This window comes from Pandoraea anhela (assembly GCF_902459655.1).
Taxonomy (GTDB): domain Bacteria; phylum Pseudomonadota; class Gammaproteobacteria; order Burkholderiales; family Burkholderiaceae; genus Pandoraea; species Pandoraea anhela.
The window spans coordinates 121,979-138,625 of record NZ_CABPSB010000004.1 but is presented as its reverse complement, the minus strand read 5'-3'; the positions used below and the strand labels follow the sequence as shown (position 1 = coordinate 138,625).

Genomic DNA, 16,647 nt, shown 5'->3' with positions numbered 1-16,647 from the left:
CTGCTTGCCGTGCCGGCACCGTCACCTTGCCGAAACGGCAAGGCGGTGCGGCCCGCAACGAGCCCTCGTTGCGCTATATTCGAAGCCACGGCATACACTGCCGTGATTCGCACAAATCCCCGGTTAATCGTGCGTTTACCGCCCGGTTTGCCGGGGATTTCGTATTCCGCCGGCGCGAAAGCGCTATGGCATAATCAAAAGTTCACAGAACGGGAGTTTCCGTTCTCAGAACGACATTCCGCCCCGCGTTTTTATCATGGCCAAGACGCTGTATGACAAGTTGTGGGATGCACACGTCGTGCATACCGAGGACGATGGCACGACCGTGCTTTACATCGACCGTCACCTGTTGCACGAGGTGACCAGTCCGCAGGCGTTTGAGGGTCTAAAACTCGCGCAGCGTCCGGTCTGGCGCCTGTCCGCCAATCTCGCCGTGTCGGACCATAACGTGCCGACCACGGACCGTACACAAGGTATTGCCGACCCGGTGTCGCGTCTGCAAGTCGATACGCTCGACGCGAACTGCGACAGCTTCGGCATCACCCAATTCAAGATGAACGACGTCCGTCAGGGCATCGTGCACGTGATCGGCCCGGAGCAGGGCGCCACGCTGCCGGGCATGACGGTGGTGTGCGGTGATTCGCATACGTCGACCCATGGCGCTTTCGGCGCGCTGGCGTTCGGGATCGGCACGTCGGAAGTCGAGCACACGCTCGCCACGCAGACCTTGCTCATGAAAAAGAGCAAGAACATGCTCGTGAAGGTCGAAGGCACGTTGCCGCGCGGCTGTTCCGCGAAAGACATCGTGCTGGCCGTCATCGGCAAGATCGGCACGGCCGGCGGCACGGGCTATACGATCGAATTCGCCGGCTCGGCCATTCGCTCGCTGACGATGGAAGGCCGCATGACCGTGTGCAACATGGCCATCGAGGCCGGTGCCCGCGCAGGGCTGGTGGCCGTCGACGATATGACGATCAACTACGTGAAGGGGCGTCCGTTCGCGCCGAGCGGTGTCGAATTCGAGCAGGCCGAAGCCTACTGGCGCACATTCCATACCGATGCCGGTGCGGCATTCGACCACGTGGTCGAAATCGACGCGAACACGTTGCGACCGCAAGTGAGCTGGGGCACGTCGCCGGAAATGGTCGTGAGCATCGAAGATCGCGTGCCGGATCCCGAGAAGGAGAAGGATCCGGTCAAGCGCAGCGCCATGGAGCGCGCGCTGGAGTACATGGCGCTTACGCCGGATACGCCGATGTCGAGCATCAACGTCGACAAGGTGTTCATCGGTTCGTGCACCAACTCGCGCATCGAGGACATTCGTGCGGCGGCTTACGTCGTGAAGAAGCTGGGTCGGCGTGTTGCGTCGAACGTGCGTCTGGCGATGGTCGTGCCGGGCTCCGGGCTGGTAAAGCAGCAGGCCGAGCACGAAGGGCTCGATCAGGTCTTCAAGGCCGCAGGCTTCGAATGGCGCGAGCCGGGGTGCTCGATGTGCCTCGCGATGAACGCGGACCGTCTGGAGTCGGGCGAGCGTTGTGCGTCGACCTCGAACCGCAACTTCGAAGGCCGTCAGGGCGCCGGCGGGCGTACCCACCTGGTGAGCCCGGCGATGGCGGCGGCTGCCGCCATTGAAGGTCATTTCGTGGACGTGCGACGTCTCGTCTGACGCGCGCGCATCGATTTATCCGTTGTTTGACAATTTCTTTGACAGGGACAAGACCATGAAGAAACTGTGGATGCTGATCGGTGCGGTGCTGCTGTTGGGCGTGGCGGGTTGCAACACGATGGCGGGCCTCGGCAAGGATACGCAAGCCGCTGGCTCGGCACTCGAGAACGCCGCGAAGAAGTGATGCGACGGTGCGCGTTGCGCGGGCAGACGCCCCGCGCGCGCACCTTTGAGATTTCCGGTTTCGATGGCCGAGTCCCGAAGTGGCTGGCCGCAACCGAACTGTTTTGATCAGGTGGTTCGTGATGGAAAAATTTACCGTCCATACGGGGTTGGTGGCACCGCTGGATCGCGAAAATGTCGATACCGACGCGATCATCCCCAAGCAATTCCTGAAGTCGATCAAGCGTACGGGCTTCGGTCCGAACCTGTTCGACGAGTGGCGTTATCTCGACGTGGGCCAGCCCGGGCAGGATTGCAGCACGCGTCCGCTCAACCCGAACTTCGTGCTGAATCAGCCCCGTTATCAGGGGGCGACCGTGCTGCTCGCCCGCAAGAATTTCGGTTGCGGCAGCTCGCGTGAACATGCGCCCTGGGCGTTGCAGCAATACGGCTTCCGTGCCGTGATTGCGCCGAGCTTCGCCGACATTTTCTTCAATAACTGCTACAAGAACGGGCTGCTGCCGATCGCGCTGTCCGAGATGCAGGTCGATCATCTGTTCAACGAAACGTTTGCGTTCAACGGTTATCAACTGACCATCGATCTGGAAAAGCAGGCGGTGATCACGTCCGACGGCCGTGCTTACGAGTTCGACATCGCCCCGTTCCGCAAGTACTGCCTGACGAACGGGTTCGACGACATCGGCCTGACGTTGCGCCACGCGGACAAGATTCGCGCCTACGAGGCCGAGCGGCTGACCACGCAGCCGTGGCTCGCCACGCGCCTGCCGGGCTGAGTCCTATGCATTGAGTGCGCCGGGGGCACAGATCGCACCTCGGGCACATCCAAGGAGATTGCATGAAAATCGCTGTGTTGCCGGGTGACGGCATTGGTCCGGAAATCGTGACGGAAGCCGTCAATGTGCTCAACGCACTTGGCGAGAAGTTCGAGCTGGAAGAGGCGCCGGTCGGCGGTGCGGGTTACGAAGCGTCGGGGCATCCGCTGCCGGACGCCACCCTCAAGCTGGCCAAGGAAGCCGATGCCATTCTGTTCGGCGCCGTGGGCGACTGGAAGTACGATTCGCTCGAGCGCGCGCTGCGCCCCGAGCAGGCGATTCTGGGGCTGCGCAAGCATCTCCAGTTGTTCGCCAATTTCCGTCCGGCCATTCTGTACAAGGAACTGGCCGACGCATCGAGCCTGAAGCCGGAGATCGTTGCAGGACTTGATATCCTGATCATTCGCGAGTTGAACGGGGACATTTACTTCGGTCAGCCGAAGGGCTTCCGTCAATCGCCGGATGGGGCTTTCGAAGGCGCACGCGAAGGTTTTGATACCATGCGCTATAGCGTGCCCGAAGTGGAGCGTATCGCGCACGTGGCGTTCCAGGCTGCGGCCAAGCGCGACAAGCGTCTTTGCTCGGTCGACAAGGCCAATGTGCTGGAGACTTCGCAACTGTGGCGCGACACGATGATCGAAGTCGCGAAGCAGTACCCGGAGGTCGAGCTGTCGCACATGTACGTCGACAACGCCGCGATGCAACTGGTCAAGGCGCCCAAGAACTTCGACGTGGTGGTGACGGGTAACATGTTCGGCGATATCCTGTCGGACGAGGCCGCGATGCTCACGGGCTCGATCGGCATGTTGCCGTCGGCGTCGCTCGATGCCAACAACAAGGGGCTGTACGAGCCGTCGCACGGCTCGGCGCCCGATATCGCCGGTAAGGGCGTGGCCAATCCGTTGGCGACGATCCTGTCGGCTGCCATGATGCTGCGTTACACGCTGGGCCGCGCCGAACAGGCCGACCGCGTGGAGAACGCAGTGAAGAAGGTGCTGGCGCAGGGCTTGCGCACGCCCGACATCTGGCAGGAAGGCGCGACCAAGGTCGGTACGCGCGAAATGGGTGCGGCAGTGGTGGCCGCGCTATAACGTCGACGGGGCGTCGTGAGACGCTCCCCGGCGCAATTGCAACGATAAGAGAGTGGATAAATGAAAACCGTAGGTCTGGTAGGTTGGCGGGGCATGGTCGGTTCGGTCCTGATGCAGCGTATGCAGCAGGAGAACGACTTTGCTTTGATCGAGCCGGTGTTTTTCAGCACCAGCAACGCGGGCGGCAAAGCCCCGTCGATGGCGAAGAACGAGACTTCGCTGAAAGACGCCAATGATGTCGATGCACTGAAAAAATGCGACATCATCATTACCTGCCAGGGCGGTGACTACACAACGGAAATCTTCCCGAAGCTGCGTGCGGCGGGTTGGAACGGTTACTGGATCGACGCGGCATCGACGCTGCGCATGAAGGATGACGCGATCATCGTTCTGGACCCGGTCAACCTCGACGTCATCAAGAATGCGCTTACCAAGGGCACCCGGAATTTCGTCGGCGGCAACTGTACGGTGAGCTGCATGCTGATGGGCCTCGGCGGTCTGTTCCAGCACGGTCTGGTCGACTGGCTGACGTCGATGACGTATCAGGCGGCCTCGGGTGGCGGCGCGCAGCACATGCGCGAGTTGCTCACGCAATTCGGCACGATCAACGCGGAAGTCAAGGCGTTGCTCGACGATCCGCACTCGGCGATTCTCGAGATCGACCGCAAGGTGCTCGCCAGGCAGCATGCGCTGACGGCCGACGAAACGAAGCAGTTCGGCGTGCCGCTGGGCGGTAACCTGATCCCCTGGATCGACAAGGATCTGGGCAACGGTCAGTCGAAGGAAGAGTGGAAGGGCGGCGCCGAGACCAACAAGATTCTGGGGCTCGGCGACGGCTTCCCGGGCACGCGTGCGATTCCGGTCGACGGACTGTGCGTCCGTATCGGCGCGATGCGCTGCCATAGCCAGGCGCTGACCATCAAGCTTACGAAAGATGTGCCGTTAGACGAACTGACCGACATCATCGGCCAGGCGAACGACTGGGTGAAGGTGGTGCCGAACACGCGCGAAGCGTCGATGACCGATTTGACGCCTGCGGCCGTGACCGGCACGATGACGATTCCGGTGGGCCGCTTGCGCAAGATGTCGATGGGACCGGAATACCTGTCGGCATTTACGGTGGGCGATCAACTGTTGTGGGGCGCGGCGGAACCGCTGCGTCGCATGCTGCGGATCCTGCTCGACGCTTGAGCGTTGCAGCGTATCGGTAAGGCGTGAAGAACGGCGGCCCGCGAGGCCGCCGTCCGCGCTTTGGGAGGCCTCCCAATTTGCTTGGGGCGCCAGTGACAAACGACTGACAGGCTAGACAAGACACAGTGCGGAAATACTCGATCGGTAAACGCGCAAATTCGTCCCGCAATTCGTTTCGCTTGAGTGCTGCGGCGGCTGTCTTGTGGAGCCTCGGGCTTCTGAATGCCGGGGCCGCCGAGTTCGGTCCGCAGCAGGTGCGCTCGGGACCGGGCCAGCCGTTGCGTGCCGTGATCGTGCTGGGCAACGTGTCGCAGGCCGAAGCCGATGGGTTGTCGGTCAAGCTCGCGCCGCGTGACGCATTCCGGCAAGCCGGTCTGCGCTACGATCCCACGCTCGACAAGCTCTCCGTGTCGGTGACGCCGACGGGCGGGCGCGATGCGGGCTACAGCGGCACGTATCTCGTGCACGTCGATTCGGCAGAGCCGGTCAGCACGTCGTTCCTCGACTTGCTGCTGGTGCTCGAATGGCGGACCGGCCGTCAGTCCAACGCTGTAACGCTCTCGGCAATTCCCGAAGCCAGCGCGACGCAGCCGCAGGCCGTGGTGCCCGCCGCCGCCGTCGCTTCGTCCGGTGTCGCTCCCTCCAATTCGGCCGCATCCTCGGCCGCCGTTCCCGCGCCTGCGCAGTCGGGCAGTGCGTCTGCCGGCGTGGCTGCGGTGTCTGGCGACGTGTCGCGCAAGGTGGGACGTGGCGACTCGTTGTCGTCCATCGCACGCGAGTACACGGGCGGGGAAGGCGGTACGACGCTGGCGCAGATGATGACGGCGCTGTTCGAGGCGAACCGTTCGGCGTTCATTGGCAACGATCCCAACCGGCTGCGTCAGGGCGCGACGCTGACGCGTCCGGCCGATGCGCAAGTGCAGAGTATTCCTCCCGCGCAGGCACGCAAGTTCGTGTCGGCGGCGCGGGAACAGTTTGACGCGTATCGCGCGCGGCTGGCCGAATCGACGGCGCAGCAGGCCGCACCGGCCGGTGGCCGAAGTGCACAGGGCGCGATCGAAGCAGGCAAGGCGCCGGAAGCCGCTGCGCCCGCCACGCGCGATGAATTGAAGCTGTCGCGACCCGGCAAGGGGGGCGCTGGCGGTACCGCCGGTCGGTCCGGCGGCAGCGAAGAAGAGCAAATCGCCCAGGGCAAGGCGCAGACCGAGGCCCAGGGCAGGGTGAATGAGTTGCAGAAGAACGTAGCAGATCTCCAGAAGCTGTTGGCGATGAAGAATCAAGCCGTCGCTAATCTGGAGCAGCAGGCCGCCACCGCTTCCGGGGCGACTGCGCAAGAGAAGACGGCGAAACCCGCCGACAGCAAGGCGACGACTGCCCCGGCAGCCGCCGCGACGAACAAGCCGGCCACGGCGGATGCCAAGTCGGCAGAAGGCGCAGCAAGCGGCGTTGGCGCTGCGGCGTCCGGTGCTGCGGCAGGCGATGCGGCGTCGGCGGCGTCGGCGATGTCGTCCGATGCGGATGCCTCCGCGGCGACGGCGGCTGTCGCGAGCGACGTCGCCGCCGCGTCGGCGGCCGCTGCGGCCAGTGCGCCGACAGCCGACGCCAGGCCGACTTCCAATCCCGCGATGAACTGGCGTGCGCTCGCACAGCATCCGTACGTGCTGCCGGGCGCTGGTGCGCTGGTGGTGCTGCTCGGCTTGTGGTGGCTGATGCGTCGCCGCCGTGCCGAGCCGCCTGTCGGCCAGCCGGGGCCTTATGACGATGGCCGCGATGGCCGCGATGGCACCGATGGTCCTGGCGGTAGCGACGGTCGCGGCGATCCGGACGCGCCGCATGGCGCGGCACCTGCTGCGGAACCGGCACCGTCCGGCGTGGCCGCCGCAGGTGTGGTTGCCGCTGGCGCTGCGGGGGCTGCGGCCTTGTATGCGGCCAATCAGGCGGAAGCCGACGAGCACCTGCATCCGGAGGCCGAGGCGTCATGGTCGGCGCCGGCAGACGACGTTGCCGACGCCGAGGCGATCGCGCCGGATCCGATCGCCGTTGCCGGTGTCGACGCCGATGCGCCGAACGTACCGAACGTGCCGAATGAACTGGACGCCTGGGATGCGGCGCAGGACGCCGTCACCGACGAACTGGCGGCGACAGCGCAATCCGCAGGCGCGGAGGCTTCTCAGCCCGCTTTGCAGGCCGTTGAGCCGGCGCTTGGCACCCCCGCCGAGCCGCTGATGACCGCCGCCGCGCCGACGCCGGACGTGTCAGCCGAACCCGCCGGCGAGGCGGAAATCGATTGGGAGGCCGCGTTCGCCGAGGAGGCGGGCAAGACACCGGTCGCGCACGACGATCCGGCAGACGCCACGATGTCGTCGCTCGAAGCGCTTGGCGCGGCGGCAGCCATTGGCGGTGTGGCTGCGGCGACGCAGGCGGTGCCCGAAGGCGGCGTGGCAGGCATGTTGGGCGATCTCGATCTGGGAATCCCGGGGCAGCCGGCCAATGTCGGCACGATTTCGAGCGACGCCTTGCCCTCGTTGAGCAAGGGCATCGGGTCGGTGCAGTTCACGATGGCGCCGCCGGGCGATCCGCGTCTCGACGCGATGCGCGGCGCGGCTTCCGGCGATATGTCAGATCAGGCAGATCCGCCTGATCCGGCCGACGACCTCGACGGCGAACTGAGCGACGCCGATTTCGACGCCGCGATGCAGCAGTCAGCGAGTGCTGTCGAAGCACCGCGCAGCTATTCCGACGCGGCGCATGAGGCGCCGTCGCTGCGTCCGTTGTCGTTCGATCTGTCGGACTTCAGCCTGGATCTGAAGGGCGACGATGCCGCGGCCGCCGTCACGGTGCCGACACTGCCCGCCGTTGTCGGCGAGGAAGCGCTGATCGAACACGAAACGCTGGCAGCGCCCGCCCCGCAGACGCCTTACGCGCAAGCCCCCGCTGCACCGCAAGAACCGCAGGTTGCCGCACCCGTTGCCGCCGCAGTGCCGGAAGTCGCCTCGCCGGTGCAGAATGGCGAGACGGTCGAAACGGGCAAGACGGTCGAGACGGTCGAAACGGTTGAAGCGGTCGAGCCGATCAAGTCGATTGCCCCAGTCGAGCCTGTCTCATCTATCGTGCCGCGCGCCGCCGAACCGGGCGTGCCGGACGAGTTCCACACCAAGCTTGAACTCGCCACCGCATACCAGACCATCGGTGACGACGACGGCGCACGCGAGTTGCTCGAAGAGGTGATCGCCGGTGGCGACGCGACTCAGCAATCGGTTGCGCGGGCGCGCCTGGCCGAGCTTGGCAAGTAACGAGGGGGATGCCGGCGCCGATGGCGCGGCATTACCGTACGATGCAGCACGATGCAGCACGGACGGCCCCCACGTCGATGCAGACATCCGTGCGCTGTGTGTACTGTGTGCACTGTGACTCGAATCGCGTCGGGTTGACCGGTTCCCGCGTCGGCCCGTACAAGACTGATTGACCGTAGTTTGGGGCGCTCGTTGGTTGAGCGCCCATTTTTCTTTTTCATATGCGAATCGCACTGGGCATCCACTACGACGGCACGGCGTTCTCCGGCTGGCAATCGCAGCCGCACGGCAACACCGTGCAGCAGGCGCTCGAAGCCGCATTACGCGAATTCGGCGGCGTTGCGCTGCCCACCACGGTCGCCGGCCGCACCGACACCGGCGTGCACGGCATCGGTCAGGTGGTGCATTTCGACACCGATCTGGACCGTGCAATGTTCTCGTGGGTGCGCGGCGTCAACGCATTCCTGCCCAAAACGGTCGCCGTGCAATGGGCGCAGGCGATGCCGGACGACTTTCACGCCCGTTTCGCCGCCTTCGAGCGCACGTATTTTTATGTGCTGTACGCCAATCCGGTGCGCTCGCCGTTGCTGCATGGCCGCACCGGATGGCTGCACACGCCGCTCGATCTGGCGGCCATGCGCGCCGCGAGCCGGGTGCTCGTGGGCGAGCACGATTTTTCGGCGTTTCGTTCGTCCGAGTGTCAGGCCAGGACGCCGGTGAAGCACCTCTACGCCATCGACATCGAGCAACAGGGCGACTTCTTCCTCTTTCGGTTTCGCGCGAGCGCTTTTCTGCATCATATGGTGCGCAACATCATGGGATGTCTGGTCTCGATCGGCCGGGGCCGACAGCCGGCGAGCTGGATGGCGCATGTGCTCGCGAGCGGCGACCGTCGTCAGGCGGCCCCGACGTTCATGCCGGACGGCCTCTATCTCGCTCGCGTAGGGTATCCTGAGCCATTCAGGGTGCCGGAGCCCAACTGGGCTGCGTGGCCGTTCCCGATGCCTTGGGCAAGTTCATGAAAACTCGTACGCGTATCAAGATTTGCGGCCTGTCGCAGGCTGCCGACATCGATCATGCGGTGGCGCTGGGGGTCGACGCCATCGGTCTCGTCTTTTACCCGCCGAGCCCACGCTATGTGGATCCGGCGCGCGCGGCCGACCTGGCGCGTCGGGTGCCGCCTTACGTCAGCGTCGTCGGCCTGTTCGTCAACGCCAGCGCCGAGGAAGTCGCGCGAACCGTGGACGCCGTACCGCTCACCACGCTGCAATTCCACGGGGATGAAACTCCGGCTCAGTGCGCCGCGTTGTCGGCGGCAGCAGGGAACCGTCCGTATATGCGCGCTATGCGTATCGGCCCGGAGACGAAAGACAGCGGCGATTTGCTACAATTCGCTAATGCATACACCGCCGCGCAAGGCATCTTGCTCGATGCTCTGGTCGAGGGTTACGGCGGTGGAGGAAAGGTTTTCGATTGGTCACTTATTCCAAAAGACATCGCGCGTCGGGCCGTTTTGAGTGGTGGCTTGAGCGCACACAACGTTGCTGATGCCATCCGTCGGGTGACGCCTTATGCCGTTGACGTATCGAGCGGTGTGGAGGCGTCGCGGGGCGTGAAGGATCACGCCCGCATGACGGCGTTCGTGCAAGCGGTGCTCGCTGCCGACGCCCAACGCTAATGCAACCCGCCGGGGCGGCCGCAAGGGCCGCACACCCGGCAACGCGAAGAGTGACGACCATGTACGATTTGCCTGACGCCCGCGGCCATTTCGGCCAGTACGGCGGTGTCTTTGTGGCCGAGACGCTGATTCACGCGCTCGACGAACTGCGCGAGGCTTATGCCAAGTATCAGCAGGATCCGGCCTTCCTCGAAGAATTTCATTACGAACTGAAACACTACGTCGGCCGTCCGTCGCCGATCTATCACGCCAAGCGCTGGAGCCAGGAACTGGGCGGCGCGCAGGTGTACCTCAAGCGCGAAGACCTGAACCACACCGGTGCGCACAAGGTGAACAATGTGATCGGGCAGGCGCTGCTCGCGCGTCGCATGGGCAAGCGCCGTGTGATTGCCGAGACCGGCGCCGGTCAGCACGGTGTGGCCACCGCCACGATCGCCGCGCGCTTCGGCATGGAGTGCGTGGTGTACATGGGCTCGGAAGACGTCAAGCGTCAGGCCGCCAACGTGTACCGCATGCAACTGCTCGGCGCGACCGTCGTGCCGGTGGAGTCCGGCTCCAAGACGCTCAAGGACGCGCTCAACGAAGCGATGCGCGACTGGGTGACGAACGTCGAGAGCACGTTCTACATCATCGGCACCGTGGCCGGCCCGCACCCGTACCCGATGCTCGTGCGCGACTTCCAGAGCGTGATCGGCGAAGAGTGCAAGGTACAGATGCCGGAACTCGCCGGCCGTCAGCCGGACTACGTGCTGGCCTGCGTGGGCGGCGGGTCGAATGCGATGGGCATTTTCTACCCCTACATCGACGTGCCCGACGTGAAACTCGTCGGCGTGGAAGCGGCGGGCGACGGCATCGAGACCGGCCGCCATGCGGCGTCGATCCTTGGGGGCACGCCCGGTGTGCTGCACGGCAACCGCACGTATCTGTTGCAAGACGCCAATGGACAAGTCACCGAGACGCATTCGATCTCGGCGGGGCTGGACTACCCGGGCGTCGGCCCCGAGCATGCATGGTTGCACGACATCAAGCGCGCCGAGTATGTGGGCGTGACGGACACGGAGGCGCTGCGCGCTTTTCACGACTGCTGCCGGATCGAGGGCATTATCCCGGCGCTGGAGTCGAGCCATGCGCTCGCTTATGCGTGCAAGCTGGCGCCGACGCTGCCGAAGGACCAGATCGTGCTGGTCAATCTTTCGGGGCGCGGCGACAAGGACATGCACACCGTGATGGCGCTGGCCAAACCGGCCTCTGCGGGCGCATAAGCCGAGCGGCAGGGCGGCTCGACGGCCACCGATCCAAAGCACCCGACCAAGCACCGACCCGGTGAAGGACAACAGAACCAGCATGACCGATCTGACTGATCGCAAGGCGCGCAATGACGTCCTCGGGACCGAGCGTCCCGTGGATGCCACCGAAGCCGCCGCCGCACGTCTCGAGGCCCTGGAAGCGGCCGGCGAGTTGCGCGCGCAGTGGGCGCCGGGCGACATCGTGTTGCGTCATGCGGACTTCCTGCAACACCTGCACGAACTGGAAGACGGCAGCGTCGACCTGATCCTTGCCGACCCGCCTTACGGGCTCGGCAAGGACTACGGCAACGACTCCGACAAGCGCTCCGGCGAGGATTTTCTCAGTTGGACGTACGGCTGGCTCGAAGCGGCGATTCCGAAGCTTTCGCCGCGCGGCTCGCTCTACCTGTTCTGCACGTGGCAGTACGCCCCGGAACTGTTCGTCTTTCTGAAGCAGCGCATGCTGATGATCAACGAGATCATCTGGGATCGCCGCGTGCCCAGCATGGGCGGCAGTACGCGGCGGTTCTCGTCCGTGCACGACAATATCGGCTTTTTCGCGGTCTCGAAGGACTATTACTTCGACCTCGACGCCGTGCGCGTGCCCTACGACGCCGCGACGAAGAAGGCGCGCTCGCGCCGTATCTTCGAGGGCAGCAAATGGCTGGAGCTGGGGTACAACCCCAAGGATCTGTGGTCGATTTCGAGATTGCACCGGCAAGACCCGGAACGCGTCGATCATCCGACGCAGAAACCGCTGCATATCATCGAGCGCATGGTGCTGGCCAGTTGCCCGCCCGGCGGTCTCGTGCTCGACCCCTTCATGGGCAGCGGCACGACCGCCGTGGCCTGCGCACTGCACGGCCGGCGTTTCGTCGGCTATGAGCTGAACGCGCATTACCACGCGCTCGCCAACCAACGACTTCAGAGACTTTCCGATCATGTCCCGCATTCAAGCGACGTTCCAAGCCTTGCAAACGCAGGGTAAAAAAGGCCTCATTCCGTTTATCACCGCAGGCGATCCCGAACCGGGCTGGACGGTCCGGCTGATGCACGCGCTGGCCGACAACGGCGCCGACGTCATCGAACTCGGCGTACCGTTCTCCGACCCGATGGCCGACGGCCCCGTCATTCAACGCGCCTCCGAGCGCGCGCTTGCCCGCGGCGTGAGCCTCGCCGAGGTGCTCGGCTACGTGGCCGCGTTCCGTCAGACCAACGACCGCACCCCGGTCGTGCTCATGGGGTACGCCAATCCGATCGAGGCGATGGGTCTCGACGCTTTCGCCGAGCGTGCCGCCAAGGCCGGCGTGGACGGCGTGCTGGTCGTCGACTATCCGCCCGAAGAGGCTGAAGCCTTTGCCGGGGCCGTGCGCGCGCATGCCATCGATCCGATCTTCCTGCTCGCGCCGACCTCGACCGACGCCCGGATTGCCGCCGTGGCGCGGCAGGCGAGCGGCTATCTGTATTACGTCTCCCTGAAAGGCGTGACGGGGGCGGCCAGCCTCGACACGGCCAGCGTGGCCGCCAAGATTCCGCTGATCAAGGCTGCGGCGGACCTGCCGGTGGGCGTGGGCTTCGGCATTCGCGACGCCGAAACGGCCCGCGCGGTGGCGAACGTCGCCGATGCCGTGGTGATCGGCAGCGCCATCGTCCAGTTGTTGGAAAACACGCCGCGTGATCTGGAGGGCCAGAACGCGGTAAAATCGCTGGCTGAATTTATCGGCGGCATTCGTCAGGCGCTCGACTCGGGCGCCAAATCAGCGTAAATTCGCGGCAGAATTTGCCGGACGGCGCTGGCGCGATGTGGCTGTCGTCTGCGATATTGACGGAGATATCGAGGGCGATATCGATGATGGCGATATGTCCGGTAAAACGCTGAATTGAAACGATCGTATTACGCGATCGCCGTGAACCCCCGAAAGCGCCCGCTGCCGTGATGTAGCGGGCGTTTCGCAAGGAGTAACTATGAGCTGGCTCGACAAGCTGCTGCCCCCCAAGATCAAGCAAACCGATCCGACGCAGCGCAACAAGAGCATCCCGGAAGGGCTGTGGATCAAGTGCCCGTCGTGTGAAGCGGTGTTGTATCGCGCCGACGTGGAGGCGAATCTGCACGTCTGCCCGAAGTGCGACCATCACATGCGCATCGGTGCGCGCGCACGTCTGGACTCGCTGCTCGATTCGGAAGGGCGCTATGAACTCGGTCAGGAAATCGTTCCGGTCGACGCGCTGAAGTTCAAGGACAGCCGCAAGTACCCGGATCGCATCAAGGAAGCGATGGACGACACCGGCGAAACCGACGCGATGGTGGTCATGGGCGGCGCAATCCACACGCTGCCGGTCGTGGTCGCGTGCTTCGAGTTCTCGTTCATGGGCGGCTCAATGGGCTCGGTGGTCGGCGAGCGTTTCGTGCGCGGCGCGCAGAATGCGCTGGAGCAGGGCGTACCGTTCATCTGCGTGACGGCCTCGGGCGGCGCGCGCATGCAGGAAAGCCTGCTCTCGCTCATGCAGATGGCGAAGACTACGGCCATGCTGACCAAGCTGGCCAATGCCAAGCTGCCGTTCATCTCCGTGCTGACCGATCCGACGATGGGCGGGGTGTCGGCCAGCTTCGCGTTCCTCGGCGACGTGGTGATCGCGGAACCGAAAGCGTTGATCGGCTTCGCCGGCCCGCGCGTGATCGAGCAGACCGTGCGCGAAAAGTTGCCGGAAGGCTTCCAGCGCTCGGAGTTCCTGTTGCAGAAGGGCGCGATCGACATGATTGTCGACCGTCGCAAGCTGCGCGAAGAAATCGCCCGTCTGATTGCATTGATGCAGTGCCAGCCGGCGGACGCCGTCGCGTAAGTCGGGCGGATCACACGCGTTGCAGTCCATTGGACGCCAGCCATTTGCCGTGTGCGCGACGCGTTCCACGCACCGTTGCAGTGCCCCAAAGGGCGGCGCAACGGCGTAGAATGGCGCAACGCCACGCAGCGCTGCATCAGCGGCGCCCGAATGCACCATTTCGCAGGACAGAAGCAAGATAAGAAGCGCGGACGTTAGTGACGTCCGCGTTTTTGTTTTTCTGCACGTACACCATGCCGACATACTCCACTCTCGAAGCCTGGCTCGCCCATCTGGAAACCGCTCACCCCGTGGGTATCGATATGGGACTCACGCGCATTGGCCGCGTGAAAGACGCGCTCGGCCTGACATTTCCGTGTCCCGTCTTCACCGTTGGCGGCACGAACGGCAAGGGCTCGACCTGCGCCATCATCGAGGCGATTTTGTTGTCCGCCGGCTATCGGGTGGGCTGCCATACGTCCCCGCATCTGATTTCGTTCAACGAGCGCGCCCGCATCAACGGCGAGATCGTCGACGATGCTACGCTGCTGCCGCACTTCGAAGCCGTCGAAGCGGCGCGCACGAGCTTCGACGAACCGGTCTCGCTCACGTACTTCGAATTCACCACGCTCGCGATCATGCACATGTTCGCCACGACGGGGCTCGATGCCGTGATTCTGGAGGTCGGGTTGGGCGGACGTCTGGACGCCGTGAATATCGTCGACCCGGATTGCGCCGTCATCACGAGCATCGACCTCGATCACCAACAGTATCTCGGCGACACGCGCGAGGCGATCGCGACCGAGAAGGCCGGCATTTTCCGCGCGGGCAAGCCGGCGGTCTGTGGCGACCCGATGCCGCCGGCCACGCTGATCTCGGAAGCCGAACGTATCGGCGCCGATCTGTGGCTGTTCGGGCGCGACTTCAACTATCAGGGCGACAAGCAGCAGTGGAGCTATGGCGGCCGCCATATGCGTCGCCCGGCGCTGGCCTATCCTGCGTTGCGCGGCGCGAACCAGTTGCTCAACGCGTCGGCGGCGCTCGCCGCGCTCGAATCGATGCGCGACGTGTTGCCGGTGTCGGCGCAGGACATTCGTCTGGGGCTCGCCTCGGTCGAGTTGCCGGGGCGTTTTCAGGTGCTGCCGGGGCGTCCGGCCGTCGTGCTCGACGTGGCGCACAACCCGCACGCTGCCGCAGCGCTCGGTCACAACCTCGACGGAATGGGCTTCTTTCCGTACACGTACGCCGTGTTTGGCGCGATGGCCGACAAGGACATCGAAGGCGTGCTGCGGCATCTCGTCGACAAGGTCGACCACTGGCGTTTGTGTGCGCTGCCGACCGAGCGTGCCGCGAGCGCGGCGGGTCTCGAAGAGAAGTTGCGCGCCGTCGGGTTCGTCGAAGATGCCGATCATTCGATCGAAACCTTCGAATCCCCTGAGAAAGCCTATGCCGCCGCGCTCGAGCAGTGCGGCGAGAATGATAGAATCGTGGTTTTTGGATCGTTCTTTACGGTCGCAGGCGTGATGTCGCACCGCAAATTGCAACGCCACTGAAGTAGGTAATTGCGTATGCCGTGACATTTGCTTACGAGAAATGTCATGCGCAGCACGCACAAGATGCGCGATGATCAGTCCAACGACGCAAGTTTCGACCTGAGCCAAGGGCCTATGGGATTGTTTTCCTTCCGCAAGAAAGACGCCGAAGCCGTTCCCCCAAAGCGCGGTAGCCGCAGGAGCGGCCGAACCGGCACCCGTACGGCGGGAGGAGGGGGCGAGTACAGCGAGCACGAGCAACTCGACCCGCTGCTGCCCGAAAAGCAACGCGCGCGCCGCCGTCTGGTCGGTGCGCTTGCGCTGGTGCTCGCCGCTGTCATCATTTTGCCGATGGTGCTCGCGCCGGAACCGAAGCCGACGGCCGACGACATTGCGATCCAGATTCCCGGGAAAGACGCCAACTCGCCGCCGGTACGCGTGAAACCGCCGGTCGCGACCGCGCCGCCGTCCGATGCCTCGCTCGACAAGGGCGAGGAAGCCGTCGACAGCAGCACGCTTGCGCAGTCGGCCAAACCCGCGCCGGCACCGACGGCCGTGCCGCCAGCCGCCAATGTGGCGCCGGCCCCCGCACCGAGTGCGGTGCCCGAGCCGCAAATCGCGCAGGCGAAGCCCGAGCACAAGCCGGAAGCCAAGCCCGAGGTGAAGAAGTCGGAGACGCACGCCGAAGTGAAGCCGGCCACCAAGCCGGAGTCGCACGACACGGCCAGGGCACAGGCCAAACCGCAGCCGCCGAACAACAACGTGGCGGATCCGATCGCGCAGTTCGCGCAGAACAATACGACGTCAAAGCCCGCCGCCAAGCCGGCGGATAATCACGACAACGCGCAAAAGCCGGCATCGAACGGCAAGTATCTGGTTCGCATCGGCGCGTTCTCGACGCAGGACCGCGCGCAGGCATGGCTCGTCAAGCTCAAGCTGGTGAATGTGCCGAGCTACATGGTGAAGAGCACGGTCGACGGGCGTGAACTGTATCTCTTGCGGGCAGGCCCGTTCCCGGATCGTACGGCCGCCGAAGCGGCCGGCAAGAAGATCCGCGACGCCGGGCTGACGGCGCAGGTCGCCGAGGCGGGCTGA

General features: G+C 64.5%; 14 protein-coding genes. All 14 read left to right on the top strand.

All coding sequences use genetic code 11. The features are described 5' to 3' along the window. The first annotated feature begins 256 nt into the window (after positions 1-256). Positions 257-1,666: a 3-isopropylmalate dehydratase large subunit gene (gene leuC, locus PAN31108_RS07935; RefSeq protein WP_150668336.1), complete on the top strand. Its 1,410-nt coding sequence runs from the start codon at positions 257-259 to the stop codon at positions 1,664-1,666. A gap of 55 nt (positions 1,667-1,721) precedes the next feature. Continuing rightward, entirely contained in the window at positions 1,722-1,850 is a 129-nt protein-coding gene (locus PAN31108_RS07930) for an entericidin A/B family lipoprotein (RefSeq protein WP_023596599.1), read from the top strand. 121 nt (positions 1,851-1,971) lie between these two features. Beyond that, the gene (leuD, locus tag PAN31108_RS07925) at positions 1,972-2,622 is read left to right on the top strand and encodes a 3-isopropylmalate dehydratase small subunit (protein ID WP_150668335.1); all 651 of its coding nucleotides are present in this window, start codon (positions 1,972-1,974) and stop codon (positions 2,620-2,622) included. Between the two features lie 62 nt (positions 2,623-2,684). Next, positions 2,685-3,752 carry a 3-isopropylmalate dehydrogenase gene (gene leuB, locus PAN31108_RS07920; protein WP_150668334.1) on the top strand — a complete coding sequence of 356 codons (1,068 nt, stop codon included), beginning with the start codon at positions 2,685-2,687 and terminating at the stop codon, positions 3,750-3,752. Between the two features lie 60 nt (positions 3,753-3,812). Beyond that, the gene (gene asd, locus PAN31108_RS07915) at positions 3,813-4,943 is read left to right on the top strand and encodes an aspartate-semialdehyde dehydrogenase (RefSeq protein ID WP_150668333.1); all 1,131 of its coding nucleotides are present in this window, start codon (positions 3,813-3,815) and stop codon (positions 4,941-4,943) included. 200 nt (positions 4,944-5,143) lie between these two features. Then, a complete protein-coding gene (locus PAN31108_RS07910) occupies positions 5,144-8,236 on the top strand; it encodes a motility hub landmark protein FimV (RefSeq protein ID WP_174994894.1) in 3,093 nt (1,030 codons plus the stop codon). Positions 8,237-8,457: 221 nt separating this feature from the next. After that, positions 8,458-9,258 carry a tRNA pseudouridine(38-40) synthase TruA gene (truA, locus tag PAN31108_RS07905; protein WP_150668331.1) on the top strand — a complete coding sequence of 267 codons (801 nt, stop codon included), beginning with the start codon at positions 8,458-8,460 and terminating at the stop codon, positions 9,256-9,258. Then, on the top strand, positions 9,255-9,914 hold the full coding sequence (locus tag PAN31108_RS07900) for a phosphoribosylanthranilate isomerase (RefSeq protein WP_150668330.1): 660 nt from the start codon (positions 9,255-9,257) through the stop codon (positions 9,912-9,914). The genes truA and PAN31108_RS07900 overlap by 4 nt, the downstream gene beginning before the upstream one ends. Before the next feature lie 59 nt (positions 9,915-9,973). Continuing rightward, positions 9,974-11,176 carry a tryptophan synthase subunit beta gene (trpB, locus tag PAN31108_RS07895; RefSeq protein ID WP_150668329.1) on the top strand — a complete coding sequence of 401 codons (1,203 nt, stop codon included), beginning with the start codon at positions 9,974-9,976 and terminating at the stop codon, positions 11,174-11,176. Between the two features lie 82 nt (positions 11,177-11,258). Next, complete coding sequence (locus PAN31108_RS07890; protein ID WP_246183836.1) at positions 11,259-12,188, top strand: DNA-methyltransferase; 930 nt, start codon at positions 11,259-11,261, stop codon at positions 12,186-12,188. Continuing rightward, the gene (trpA, locus tag PAN31108_RS07885) at positions 12,142-12,966 is read left to right on the top strand and encodes a tryptophan synthase subunit alpha (RefSeq protein ID WP_150668328.1); all 825 of its coding nucleotides are present in this window, start codon (positions 12,142-12,144) and stop codon (positions 12,964-12,966) included. Before PAN31108_RS07890 ends, trpA begins: the two co-directional genes overlap by 47 nt. Positions 12,967-13,165: 199 nt before the next feature. After that, positions 13,166-14,041 carry an acetyl-CoA carboxylase, carboxyltransferase subunit beta gene (gene accD / locus PAN31108_RS07880; protein ID WP_069345089.1) on the top strand — a complete coding sequence of 292 codons (876 nt, stop codon included), beginning with the start codon at positions 13,166-13,168 and terminating at the stop codon, positions 14,039-14,041. A 233-nt stretch (positions 14,042-14,274) separates the two neighbouring features. Next, positions 14,275-15,573, top strand: coding sequence for a bifunctional tetrahydrofolate synthase/dihydrofolate synthase (gene folC / locus PAN31108_RS07875; RefSeq protein WP_150668327.1), 1,299 nt, complete (start codon positions 14,275-14,277; stop codon positions 15,571-15,573). Positions 15,574-15,618: 45 nt separating this feature from the next. After that, a complete protein-coding gene (locus tag PAN31108_RS07870; protein WP_150668326.1) occupies positions 15,619-16,647 on the top strand; it encodes an SPOR domain-containing protein in 1,029 nt (342 codons plus the stop codon).